Source organism: Wandonia sp. (assembly GCF_984588085.1).
This window is the reverse complement of sequence record NZ_CFIGVI010000062.1, coordinates 1-13,100: the sequence shown is the minus strand read 5'-3', so window position 1 is coordinate 13,100 and position 13,100 is coordinate 1. Positions and strand designations below refer to the sequence as shown.

The window sequence follows — 13,100 nt, the reverse complement described above, 5'->3', positions numbered from 1 at the left end:
CCCCATCACTGTAAAAAACTGGAATACCAATCGATAACAAAACGGTACCGGAATCCGTTCTTCTCCAATTGGAGGTTTTCCGGATAAAGTTCCTGGGCGTTACCACCGAACATATAGTCCTTATAATCAAACACAAGAGAATCGATCAGTCCGGAAACGGAACCGTACAAATGAATTTTCCAGTCATCGGTTGTGTTATAGGTCATTATCACTATCCGATCCGTTGTAAGGTTTTCAACATGGGGAATATTCGAATTGGCAAAAGTATCTGAAACAAATACAAGGTCCTGGTTCGAATCGGTTAAGGTATAATACAGATCTTCTTCAGGCCAGGGGTTCCCCATGCTATCCACCCCGGGTATTGCATCTAACGAATATTCATAGATAAGACCTTTGCCGGGATAAATACACTCCTGCTTAAAACCGGTATTGGTGGCTTTAGGATCATCACATTTTTGTTTACAGGAAAAAAGCATAAATAGCACAAAAGGAATGACAAAGAACCTCATAAGGCATTACAATTTGATTATCAATAAAATAACGCCTTAACAGAACGATTTATTGCTCTAAGAAACCCAACGAAATAGGACTTCAGATAGCAGAGCGATATTCAAGTCAGCCAATACGTTCAAACGGTTCGGATTCTCTCTATAAAAATCATATCTTATTTACAGGTAACTTCTGAATTCACTCGGACTCAGTCCTGTTTTAGATTTGAATAATTTACTAAAGTGATTCGGATAGTTGAACCCCAGTTCGTAGGCAATCTCGCTGATACTTTGTTCCGATTGCAACAGTAATTGCTTTGCCTTGTCTATTAAAAACAAATCAATGTGTTCCTTCGCACTTTTCCCTGTTTCGGCTTTTAACAAGTCACTCAGATAGTGATCAGACATATTCAGCGCCTTACCACACGCAGCCACGGTCAGCATTCCTTTCTCTGCCAGATCATCGGCAAAATAATCATTCAGAAAGTTCTCAAACCGCACCAAAAATCCTTTATTGATACTCTTACGGGTGATAAACTGCCGATCGTAATACCGCTGACAATATTTCAGTAATGATTCCAGATTAATACTGATAATTTCATCCGTATGTTTATCAATACGCTGATGGTATTCCCGTTCAATTTTCTGCACGATTTCGGTCAGCGATTTTTTCTCTTCATCCGAAAGGTGAAGTGCCTCGTTGGATTCGTATTTAAAAAAGTGATAGTTGCTCATTTGGCTCCATAGATCTGACTGGGCAATAAAATCCTTGTGCACCAAAATACTCCATTCATCACCGGTTTCTGAAAAATCAGCTCCCCGGGTAGCAAACACCTGATCCGGCGCAATAAACACCATCGTCCCTTCCTGAAAATCGTACGTATTCCGACCATATTGCATTTCTGCCTGCTGTTTATCCTTCAGTGAAATCATATACATATCCACACGGAATCGCTGTTCTCCGAAATTTTCATCCAATTGCAGATCTGCATGTCGTAATACGGAAATCAACGGATGCTTCGGTTTGGGCAATCCAAACATAGCATGTACTTCCGAAAGGGTTTTAACATGAATAACTGGCTGACTCATACTACAAATTTAGTGATTTACAGATGTTTCTTTTTCCTTGGTGATTTTTTATAAAAAACAACTCCCGAAATATATCCGAACCGGGAGCTGCTTCTACGTTTCTATATCCCTGATTCGACCAGTTGTTTCAATTCCTGGTTGAAAACCTTATACCCTTCCAGCATTTGTTTTTCGATTTCCTCCACTCCCGGAATATCGGCTCCGTGTAAACCGTCAGATTGTATCAGTCGTGTTCTACCCTCACCGGCATCCTCCAATTCAAAAACATGAAAATCTTTTAATCCGGCAAAAGCATCTCCTGTCCATCCGAACACTTTTTCTTCTTCGAAGAGAAACATCATTCGGTCAAAAACAATACTTCCCCCGTCCGGGCTGATAAACTCCAGTGTCAATTGACTCTCTTTTTTGAACGCCCCTTTTGCCGAAAGCATCAGACTCGTCCACTCCGGCCATTTTTCGAGATCAGACAAAACTTTCCAAACTATTTGTCTGGGTGCGTTGATAATAATATCAGTAGATATATGAATATTTTCGTGCTGCATTTGTACTGTTTATTTAAAGTGAATTCGGATTTACTGTTAACATCTCATTTGCTCGTGCTTTCCAGGCTTGCTCTTGTGTCGCTTTAATCCAGGGAATAATGGCTTCCGGAATGACATTTCGGAACAGGGAGTTTTCTTCTTCAGCTACGCGAATCATAGCATCAATCATTAACTGAGGATCCAATTGTTGTTCCAGTGCGGCAGGATCAGTAAATGCCTGAATAATTTCCGGCTTAGACAGTGACACTTCGGGGTTCCACCATTTTAACAAGGTCTCCGCTCCCCGGTCATTGAATCCCGTACCAAACACCCCCGGATTCACCGTACAAATCTCTACTCCGGTACCCGTTAATTCTTCTTTCAGACCTTCTGCAATTCCTTCCAAAGCGTGTTTTGTAGAAGTATAAATCGCTGCAAAAGGAACTGTAATCAGCCCCCCCATTGAGGAAGTGAAAACAACTTTTCCTTTCCCCTTCTTCACCATCTTTGGCAGAAAAGCCTGCACCAACTGTAAAGGAGCAAATACATTCACTTCATAATTTCTACGGACATTTTCAACCGGAATTTCAGCTACCGGACCGGTTTCCATCACTCCAGCATTGCTCATTAATACATCGACATCGTATCTTTCCGCTGCATACTGTCGGTCACTCGCTTTGGTTACATCCAGTACAATTACTTCCAGTTCTACATTTTCCTTTTTTGCATCTTCCAACAAAATGGTCTTCAACGGCTCAACATGTACCGCTGCTATGACTCTGTGTCCTTTTTTAGCCAGTCCTATTGCTGTTCCTTTACCAAAACCGGACGAAGCTCCTGTAATCAAGATTGTTTTACTCATTTGTTCTGTTTTTTGTTTGTAACAATTTGTAATACAAAGGTGCAGTCAACTTCTATAGAAGACAGATACAAACCGCAGCAGATCGGATATAAAGTGCAGGAAAAATTCTATTTTTACCTTTTTAAGAGCTATAAAAGCCAGTAATTACGTTCCTGAAATGTCTTATCATAATTGAATAAATAGATATGAAACCCCAAACTATCCAACTATTCCTTCCTGACGGATCTCCCACCAGTATTCGTGAAGCTGAAATAACGAATCGTCTGGTAAAAGCTATTTTATTTCCACGAAATAAGATCCAGGAAGTAGCCGAACGCGACATGGTCCATTTTACTGGAATCTATTTTTTGTTTGGTACGGATAAAGACGGCAGTAGCCCCAAAGTCTATATAGGAGAAGGGGAAAATTGCTACAAACGTATTCAACTACACAATAGAACTAAAGATTTCTGGACGCATTGTATTGTCGTCATCACCAAAACAAACGAATATACCAAAACAGATAGTAAATTTTTGGAGCATTATTGTCTGGAACACGCTACGAAAATCGGGCGTTACAAAACAGATAATGACAATGGTTCAAAGAAACCATCCATTCCGGAAAGCAGAGAGCACGATCTACTGGATAATTTCGAAACGTTAAAAATTCTTTTAGCCACATTGGGCTACCCCCTATTTGAAGAAAAACGCAAAGCGAAATCTTCTAAAGAGCTATTTTACTGTAAAGGAAAAGAAGCGAGTGCTAAAGGAGAATTAACAGATGATGGTTTTCTGGTTTACAAAGGAAGTTTGGCAAACAAAGAAACAAGTAAAACAGTTGGTGAATGGGTAAAGAACATGCGGAATTCTATGATTGAAGATGAAATACTGGTCGATAAAAATGGTGTTTTAGAATTTCAGGAAGATTATATTTTTAAATCCCCCAGTGCAGCTTCCTCTACCATTCTGGCACGTAGCTCAAACGGATGGAAAGATTGGAAAAATAAAGAAGGAAAGACGTTAAATGAAATAAAAAGAAAATAAAACATACCGCAGCAAAAAGGCCGGGTATCTCTACCCGACCTTACTTGTACTAACAATCTAAAACCTAGTGTTTGATAATTCGTTTTCTTAGAACACCTTCTTCTGTAGAAAGGTTTACAAAATATACTCCCGGTGCCAGTTCTCTGACATCGATACTGTTATCAGCATTCATTTCTACCTGAATCTGTTGACCATTTAAAGCGGTCAGGTGCACAGACGAGATCGCTACATTTGCATCAATAAACAAACGATCGTTAACCGGATTCGGATAAACTACCCATTTGTCTTCTTCCTGATCTGTAATTCCCAGATTAGTAATAACTACACACGCTGAAGTATCCGGACAAGCAAACGAAGAGGAGGTTACAACCACCGCATAACTTCCATTTGAAGATGGCGTAAACGTCTGATTCGTCTCTCCTGAAATTTCGGCATATCCGTTGTTACAATCTACCCACTGATAAGATACTCCGGTTGCTTCCGATGTTAGGATTCCATCCTGAAATGTAACCGATGTATTCACGACACACATCATAAACAACTCGTTACCGTTTGTTCCATCATCTGCGCTAAAAAACAGAACATCTCCCATGGCAACCATATCCATAGGATTAGCATCTCCTGCCCCGGGATTAATCGAATGCAATTGAACACTGTTTCCATCGTACGAATACAATTCATTACCTTCACTGGTGCTCATTGCTGAAAAAATCAATTGCTGATTAACAACCATGAGCATGGAAGGATTTGAACCTGTCGCTCCTACCTCAATATCCTGCACCAGAGAAACGGTAGTTCCGTCATACATCATCAGCTCAACACCGTTTGTTCCGTTATCTGCTCTGAAAAATACATTTCCATCATACAAGGTAAAATTCCCCGGATTTGATCCTGAAGCTCCCGGATTAACATCCGATGAAGAAAGTGCTGTTCCATCAAAATACCAAAGTTCTCTCCCATCCGTTCCGTCGTCAGCGGCAAAGTACACGCCTCCGTTTCCATCCGGAACATAGTTATCAGGAGACGAAGATGTCGCACCTGTATTGATATCATAGGTATTCAAATCCGTTCCATCATAGGTATAAAATTCAGTTCCCTCTGTTCCTGTTGTTGCTGTAAAGAACAACGTAGTTCCATCACTCGTAAGAGAATAAGGATACGAACTATTCGGACCGGATTGAATATCAATAAGGGTTACCGAAGTTCCATCATATTTTCTCAACTCAGAACCGTTCGCATCGTCCTGTGCTGAGAAATATAGAATTCCGTTTGATTCCGTAAACTCATTTGCCAGAGAGCTTCCTGATCCGGGATTGATATCTTCGATTAAACTCACGGTACTTCCATCAAATTTATAGACTTCAATTCCCGTCGTTCCGTCATCGGCTTTAAAAACCAATTCGTTACTGTAAACGGTAAGACTGGTCGGATAAGAACCACTTGCCCCTGTATACACTTCGAACATTGTCACATTCGTTCCGTCACACTGCCAAAGCTCTGCTCCGCTTGTTCCGTCATCGGCCGAAAAGACCACATTTCCGTTAAACACGGTAATCTCCGAGACACCGCTTCCGGTTGCTCCGGGATTAATTTCAAACTGCGTAAGACTACTTCCGTCATACTTGTACAACTCTGGCCCTGATGTCCCGTTATCAGCAACAAAATACAAGTCACTTCCGACCGCTGTCAGACTGGACGGATACGAACTCCCTACCCCGGGATTGATATCAATCAATGTAGTAGAACTCCCATCATACATCCACAACTCATTTCCATCACTACCATTATCAGCCGTAAAATAAACCACAGATCCCACAGGAGTAATCTCCATCGGGTAGGAATGATTTCCTCCGGGGTTAATATCTTCGACTAAAAATTGAGACCTCGCACTGAAAGCTGCCAGTGCAACAACCAAGGTAAGATACGTTTTTTTCATAATACTTGTTTTTTGGTGTACCATTAGACACGTAACAACTCCAACATTGGTTGGTTTTTTTTGAATAATCACGGAAAATATTATTGGATTCCTAAGAAAATGAAAACAAAAAACAATCACACAAAACCTGTAAAACAGCTAATTACCAACAAAAAAACGTCTCATTTTTTAATTCCTTAAAATTTGTTAAAACTATCTACTTCGTATTCTTTCTCTACTTGTATCCTACCAAAAAAGAACCTGCTTTCCGGTTTGATTTTTCCTTTTTTTACTATCTTTCTTTACCAAATCAGAAGGCATGTTTACAATCGCTGGAAAAACAGTTTTGATTACCGGAGGCGCCTCCGGAATAGGGAGATTAATGGGAGAGCTAATCCTTCAAAAAGGAGGAACATTAATTATCTGGGATATCGATTCCGAAAAAATTGATCACACGGTCCGGGAGTTAATTCCACTTGGATCTGTAGCAGGTTACCGGGTAAATATTGCTGATGTAACTCAGGTAAAAGAAACTTACCTGAAAACAAAAGAAAATCACGGTACAGTAGATCTATTGATTAATAATGCAGGAATTGTTGTCGGAAAATATTTTCATGAACACAGTGAAGAAGATATCGAACGAACGATGGAAATAAATGCCCGTGCACCTATGTATATTACCCGTCTTTTTCTCCCCGATATGCTTCAGCAAAATTCTGGATATATATGTAATATCGCTTCTTCGGCAGGTTTAATTTCCAACCCGAAAATGTCGGTTTATGCGGCCAGTAAATGGGCATTACTGGGATGGTCGGATAGTATACGACTGGAAATGAAACAGCTCCAAAAGAACATTGGAGTAACAACCGTAACTCCTTATTATATCAATACCGGAATGTTTGATGGCGTTCGTTCTGTTATTCCTATTCTGCAACCGGAAAAAGTCGCTAAAAAAGTGATTCGCAGCATTGAACGCGGTAAACCCATTGCCAGCATGCCCTGGAGTATTCATTTTGTCCGCTTCTTTCAGGGAATTTTCCCGATTCCGTTTTTCGATTGGTTTGTCGGGAAAGTTTTGGGTGTGTATACAACAATGGATGACTTCAAAGGTCGTCAGTAGTCCGGTTATGAAGTTTCTCATTTGACTCACCTACAAGACCTAACATTTCCCTTCGGGAATCTGACACAAAACAAATTCTGTTTCCTCCACTTTAGCCCATAAAATCTCTGTAGTTTTGTCATAAATACGTTCGGTATAATGACAAGTATCATTCTTCTTTTTCTCTGCCTTTTCATCGGAATTGGCATTCGTTACATCAAGGCTTTCCCCAAAAACACACATACTACGCTCAATCAGTTTATTATCTACATTTCACTTCCGGCGATGGCTCTTCATTACCTGCCGAAGATTAATTTCTCATGGGATCTGCTGTTTCCTGTTGCTGTCCCCTGGATTGCATTTGCCGGAGCATTTTTACTCTTTGCCGGTCTGGGGAAACTATTCGGATGGTCCCGATCATTAATCGGTTGTCTGATCCTGACCGGAGGACTCGGAAATACTTCATTTGTAGGAATTCCTGTCATCGAAGCCCTGTATGGACAAGAGGGACTGAAAACACTCATCATGGTTGATTTACCGGGAACTTTTGTTGCCTTATCAACCGTTGGGATACTGGTCGCTACGATTTACGCAAGAGGAGAAAATAATTTCGGACTTATTTTCCAGAAAATATTTACGTTTCCTCCCTTTATTGTTTTCCTGATTGGGATTGGCCTGAATTTACTGAACGTTCAGTTTCCCGATTATCTGGATGAAGTCTTTTACAAACTCAGTGCTACGATCACGCCAATAGCACTTGTTTCTGTAGGGTTTCAATTGAAAATCAAAGAACGGAGTAAACACTGGCCCTTTTTATTTCTCGGGCTATCGTATCAATTGATTGTATTACCTGCATTCATTTATCTTCTTTACATCGTATTTCTTGGTCAGAAAGGAACAGCTATCGAAGTTTGTGTTATGGAGGCAGCCATGGCTCCGATGATCACAGCCTCTATTATTTCTTCGTCCTATGGTCTCAAACCCCGTTTAAGTAATATGATGGTAGGTATTGGAATCCCTGTATCTTTCCTTACACTTGCCTTGTGGTATTTTATTTTACAGGTATAAAACGCTATACGAATTCCGCAATTTTATTTAACTTGCTTCCGGTTAACCTTATATTTTATCAATATGCGTTTATCTATTATCGCTCTTAGCGCTCTGTTATGTAGCATCACTGTTTTTGGACAGAAGAAGTCGCAACCCATTACTATCGGAGAAACGGTGACATTACATTCTGAAATTCTTCAACAGGAAAGAAAGCTGAATATCTATCTGCCGCAGGGATATTCTCCTGACTCGATAAAGCGTTACCCGGTTCTTTATCTTCTGGATGGATCTATGCATGAAGATTTTATTCATGTGTCGGGGTTGACGCAATTTGCTTCTTTCTCCTGGATCAATATGATGCCGGAATGTATTGTTGTCGGAATAGCCAATACAGACCGTTACCATGACTTCACTTCTCCCTGCGAAAAAAAGGAGTATAAGGAAATCATTGAAAACAACGGTGGTTCGGAAGACTTTACTTCCTTTCTCGAAAAGGAGGTACAACCCTTTATTGACCAGAACTATAAAACCACAAAAAGCAAAACACTCATCGGACAATCGCTTGGCGGACTTTTAGCCACAGAAATTCTTTTTAAACACCCCGATCTTTTTGACAATTACCTCATCGTTAGTCCAAGTTTGTGGTGGGATGATCAGTCGCTTCTGGAAACGACTCCCCTCCCCTATACTTCGGATAAATCTGTTTATGTAGCTGTGGGGAACGAGGGAAAAGTGATGAAAAAAGTTGCGCGAAAATTATATAGTAAATTGAAAAAAGTAAGCCCGGAAACCACTTCGGTTTATTTCCGTTATTTCCCTGAACTGGATCATGGCGATGCACTTCATCAATCCGTGTACTATGGCGTGAAGAAGATATTTTACCCTGAAAAGCGTGATTAATTTTGAAAATATCGACTACCTCCAAACCGGGAATAAACGTCAGCGAGAGGCTTATCAGACACTGACCCAACACAAATTACTGGAAAGACTGGTCGAGTTTGATCCGCTTCTTGCAGGTACAGTACCAATTGGGATTGACCTTCCTTCCAGTGATCTTGATATCGTCTGTTGCTTCCAGTTTCCGGACTACTTTGAGAAGTTCATTCTCTCCCGTTTTCAGAAAGAAGACCGATTTCGGATCAGGTCGATAGAACACCCCGGAGGGAAGGCCATTGTCGCGAACTTTCTTCTGGATACATTCGAAATTGAACTCTTCGGACAAGCTGTTCCCTCCAAACAGCAATATGCCTTTCGACATTTACTCGTTGAACATCAGCTTCTGGTACAATTCGGTGAAGAACTACGAAAAAAAGTAATTCACTTCAAAAAACAGGGATATAAAACGGAACCTGCTTTTGCAGAAGCACTCGGCATTCAGGGAGATCCTTACATTGAATTACTCCGTTTACCAACCGATTTATCGGTTCTCTCAATAAAAAAATAATTACTGGGTACCTAAAGAGCTGTTGTTATCCCTACCTTTACGAATATGAAAATTCTCGTCATAGAAGATGACCCTATACTGAATCAAAACATCTCCGAAGCACTGGAAGCTGAAAAGATGATTGTCGAACGTGTATTTGATGGTTCATTGGCGGAAAGAATGCTCAAAAAGGATATTTTTGATTGTGTGATCATGGATATTAATCTTCCCGGAAAAACAGGGTTTGATGTCTGTCGTGAGTTTCGCACCTTCAATACCATTACACCGATAATCATGCTTACGGCATTCAATGAACTGGAAGATAAAGTAAAAGGATTTGATTGTGGAGCTGATGATTATCTTACCAAGCCCTTTTTCATGCGGGAGCTATTACTTCGTATTCATGCCCTGGTAAAGCGTGCTAAAAATCAAAAAAACAATCCTGACGAAAACGATACCTTAACTGCCGGAGATATCCGCATTGTCAAAAGCAGAAAAAAAGTATTCCGTCAGGAAAAGGAAATTCAACTCACACCACGAGAATATCAGATTTTGGAACGTCTGAGTAGTAATCCGGGAGAAATTATTTCCAAAAAAGAGCTGATCAACGAAATCTGGGGTACTTCCTTCGACACCAACACCAATACGATTGAAGTGTATATTAACTTTCTCCGGAATAAACTGGACAAACCTTTTGGTAAGAATAGTATAAAAACAAAAGTTGGTTACGGTTATTTTTTGGACCCTGAATGAAAATACGCAATAAAATACTGATTTATTTTTCCAGTACCGTAATTGCTTTATCAGCGATTTCTTTTGTACTGATCTATCTCCTTTTTTCAGAGTACCGGGAAGAAGAATTTCAACAGCAGCAAAATGAAAAGATCAAATACACAATTGGTCTGATCACCGACTTTAAAGACATGAGTGAAGAACTCTCCTTTCTCATGGACGAACAAAACATCAATGACTTTTACGATGAAAAGCTACTGGTCTTTGACAGTCAGAAAGATTTAATATTTTCCAGTCTGGATGACCTCCCGATTGCACGTTCCAACGAAATTCTGAATCAATTATCTCCTTCCAAAAGATGGATAGAAACCAAAGACGGGAATTATGATCTGATCGGAGTTTATGTTGAAAATAATGGTAAAAGCTACTATGCCATCAGTAAGGCATATGATGAATTCGGGTACTCTAAAATGTACTACCTGAGAACGGTTCTTACCGGATTATTTATTGCAATTACCGTTATCGTTCTCTTTGTCTCTTTCTTTCTCTCCAATGCTATTTCGAAGCCCATTACACGACTTGCAGAACAGCTTACCCACACTGATCTCAGTAGCGAAAAACCAGTTGAACTGGATCCAGACACTTCATCGTATGAGTTAAATTATTTAACCGTTCGTTTTAATGAATTACTCCACCGCACCAATACCGCATTTTCATTTCAGCGACACACTGTCCATCACATTTCACACGAGTTAAAAACGCCGATTGCCGTGCTCGTCTCCGAACTTGAGAAAACAAAAAATACAATTCATGACCCTCTTTTGGAAAGCAGGTTAGATAATCTGGTGAACAAAGCCAAATCGTTGGGAGAAATTATTAATGTTCTCCTTGAAATTTCCAAAATCGAATCCGGTCAGGATATACAAAAAACCAAACTTAGAACGGATGAAATTCTATTTGATCTCATAAGTGAGCTAGCTAGTATTTACCCTGATTTTCATTTTGAAATTCGCTATACTCCAGATACATTTAATGAAGACCGTCTGATCCTCTCGGCAAACAAGATGCTTCTCAAACAAGCATTTCTCAATCTTCTGACCAACTGCGTGACATACGGAACTGAGAAGAGAGCGGAAATACTTCTGGATTGTTCATCTCCTGAACAACTGCGAATTGCTGTTATAAATCACGGAAACCCTGTTTCAAAAAAAGAGGAAAGCTACCTTTTCCACCGTTTCTTCAGAGGTGAAAACAGCCGCGGCAAATTGGGGTTTGGGCTTGGGTTGGTACTTACACAACGTATTATACGTTTTCACCACGGTTCAGTCTCTTATCAAAATCCATCCGGGGAGGAAAATATTTTCGAGGTCGTGTTTACTAATAAAGCCTAGAAAACTATTTACCGGAGATCACGCGAAACACTTTTCGGAACACATTATTAATTACCGTATTTACATCCTCCGAGCATTTCAAAAAGTAAACCAAAGGAATAAATGACAGGGTAATAATCCCTCCTTTCCAGAAAAGATTCAGATATAGATTTTCAAGATCCGGCAGGAAATCTGACAATACTAAAACACCTAAAAACACACTCATTGACTTCAGCGTTTTAAGCGAAAAAGGAGATAATCCGTACCGGGATTTCAGGAAAATAAATCGCACTAAATTAATCACAAAAACAGATACTAACGATCCCAATGCAGCTCCTACAATTCCGATTTCCGTAATGAACCAATAATCTGTAAGTACCAAAAGAACAACCGAAATAACGGATAAAATCACGTTGAAGTAATAATAACGGGAAACAGCAATAATCTGATAATTTACCGATGCAATTACATCTGTAAACTGTGCTAAACCAATAAAAAAGATTACCCATATTGCTCCCGCAAATGGCTCTCCGAGATACTGCTCAACGGAATATCGGTTCCCCCAAATCATTAAAAACACATAACCGGCAACGACCATTAAAACCTCACTACTTTTTTTGTAGATTGCCTGAATTTCGCTCATCTCTTTTTTAGCAAAGGCTTCCGCTATAATGACAATTGCCACGCGTGTCAATCCACGTGCAGGTATCCCGACAACTAACCCGAAAAAGAACAAGGTGGAATATACACCCACCGCTTCTTCTCCAATCAACCATTGCAACATAATGGTATCGACATACAAAATAATTCCAGCGCTGATGATCTCAAACAACCCCACCATTGAAACACCCCGCATCTCTTTTCGCTCCTCTTTTGAAAAAGGTCCCGGAGCCGACAAGTGAAAAATCTTTAGTTTTTTCAGAAAGACAAGAGAAAGTACAAGTGGTAGAATAAAGATTGACATATTAAAGTAGATTAACCCTACAAAATCAATCCATTCAAAGTAGTACAAAGCCAATCCTATAATAGGAAACACTTTCAGGATAATACTATCAGAAAAAATCCCCAGAGTACTGACTTTATTTGCTCTCAGATAACCGTCCAGAATATTCTGAAACAATCTCGCTATTATAACCAGAATGACTCCCAGATAGAAATTATTGGTGTAAGCAAACTCCTCCAGCGATTCACCTTCTTTATTTTCAAAAAAGAAAAACTCCGTAGCCAGAAAAACAGGAATCATAATCAAAGCCCCCATTGTTCCGATCAGTAATACTAAAGAAAACAGTCCCCGATTGTTATCCTTTTCCGACTGAAAAATGGGAAACATTCGCAGAGTGGTAAAGTTTGCGCCCAACGTAAAAATACCGGAGAACATAGCCGTTGTATTGAGAATAATCTGCAACAATCCAATTTCTCCTTCGGATAAAATTTTAGGACGGATCAGAGCAGTTCCTATAAAACCGATAATCACTCCTACGTATAGTATGATCAGCGAATAAGTTGACTGCTTTTTGATAATTCCCATA

General features: G+C 39.9%; 13 protein-coding genes. 7 read left to right on the top strand and 6 right to left on the bottom strand.

The features are described 5' to 3' along the window. Window positions 1-5: 5 nt before the first annotated feature. The 4 genes from AC4PL9_RS14335 to AC4PL9_RS14320 form a co-directional block, all read right to left on the bottom strand. Entirely contained in the window at window positions 6-509 is a 504-nt protein-coding gene (locus AC4PL9_RS14335; protein WP_491605436.1) for a hypothetical protein, read from the bottom strand. 159 nt (window positions 510-668) lie between these two features. Then, complete coding sequence (locus AC4PL9_RS14330; protein WP_491605435.1) at window positions 669-1,577, bottom strand: helix-turn-helix domain-containing protein; 909 nt, start codon at window positions 1,575-1,577, stop codon at window positions 669-671. A 101-nt stretch (window positions 1,578-1,678) separates the two neighbouring features. Next, window positions 1,679-2,119, bottom strand: a complete 441-nt coding sequence (locus AC4PL9_RS14325; protein WP_491605434.1) for an SRPBCC family protein — start codon at window positions 2,117-2,119, stop codon at window positions 1,679-1,681. A 13-nt stretch (window positions 2,120-2,132) separates the two neighbouring features. After that, window positions 2,133-2,960 carry an SDR family oxidoreductase gene (locus tag AC4PL9_RS14320; protein WP_491605433.1) on the bottom strand — a complete coding sequence of 276 codons (828 nt, stop codon included), beginning with the start codon at window positions 2,958-2,960 and terminating at the stop codon, window positions 2,133-2,135. A 185-nt stretch (window positions 2,961-3,145) separates the two neighbouring features. Here AC4PL9_RS14320 and AC4PL9_RS14315 point away from each other — a divergent pair, with 185 nt between their 5' ends. Then, window positions 3,146-3,982 (top strand): GIY-YIG nuclease family protein, encoded by an 837-nt coding sequence (locus AC4PL9_RS14315; protein WP_491605432.1) that lies wholly within the window; start codon window positions 3,146-3,148, stop codon window positions 3,980-3,982. A 64-nt stretch (window positions 3,983-4,046) separates the two neighbouring features. Here AC4PL9_RS14315 and AC4PL9_RS14310 read toward each other — a convergent pair whose 3' ends face one another. Continuing rightward, entirely contained in the window at window positions 4,047-5,918 is a 1,872-nt protein-coding gene (locus AC4PL9_RS14310) for a T9SS type A sorting domain-containing protein (RefSeq protein WP_491605431.1), read from the bottom strand. Window positions 5,919-6,216: 298 nt separating this feature from the next. On the opposite strand from AC4PL9_RS14310, the gene AC4PL9_RS14305 reads away from it, so the two are divergent. The 6 genes from AC4PL9_RS14305 (at window position 6,217) to AC4PL9_RS14280 (ending at window position 11,592) form a co-directional block, all read left to right on the top strand. Then, window positions 6,217-7,017, top strand: coding sequence for an SDR family oxidoreductase (locus tag AC4PL9_RS14305; RefSeq protein WP_491605430.1), 801 nt, complete (start codon window positions 6,217-6,219; stop codon window positions 7,015-7,017). 138 nt (window positions 7,018-7,155) lie between these two features. After that, window positions 7,156-8,064, top strand: a complete 909-nt coding sequence (locus AC4PL9_RS14300) for an AEC family transporter (RefSeq protein ID WP_491605429.1) — start codon at window positions 7,156-7,158, stop codon at window positions 8,062-8,064. Window positions 8,065-8,127: 63 nt separating this feature from the next. Continuing rightward, window positions 8,128-8,946, top strand: coding sequence for an alpha/beta hydrolase (locus AC4PL9_RS14295; RefSeq protein ID WP_491605428.1), 819 nt, complete (start codon window positions 8,128-8,130; stop codon window positions 8,944-8,946). Continuing rightward, window positions 8,939-9,490, top strand: coding sequence for a DUF4269 domain-containing protein (locus AC4PL9_RS14290; RefSeq protein WP_491605427.1), 552 nt, complete (start codon window positions 8,939-8,941; stop codon window positions 9,488-9,490). Before AC4PL9_RS14295 ends, AC4PL9_RS14290 begins: the two co-directional genes overlap by 8 nt. Window positions 9,491-9,535: 45 nt before the next feature. Next, window positions 9,536-10,222 carry a response regulator transcription factor gene (locus AC4PL9_RS14285; RefSeq protein WP_491605426.1) on the top strand — a complete coding sequence of 229 codons (687 nt, stop codon included), beginning with the start codon at window positions 9,536-9,538 and terminating at the stop codon, window positions 10,220-10,222. Next, window positions 10,219-11,592 (top strand): sensor histidine kinase, encoded by a 1,374-nt coding sequence (locus AC4PL9_RS14280; protein WP_491605425.1) that lies wholly within the window; start codon window positions 10,219-10,221, stop codon window positions 11,590-11,592. The genes AC4PL9_RS14285 and AC4PL9_RS14280 overlap by 4 nt, the downstream gene beginning before the upstream one ends. A gap of 4 nt (window positions 11,593-11,596) precedes the next feature. Here AC4PL9_RS14280 and AC4PL9_RS14275 read toward each other — a convergent pair. Beyond that, on the bottom strand, window positions 11,597-13,100 hold a 1,504-nt coding region (locus AC4PL9_RS14275; RefSeq protein ID WP_491605424.1), incomplete at its 5' end, for a lipopolysaccharide biosynthesis protein.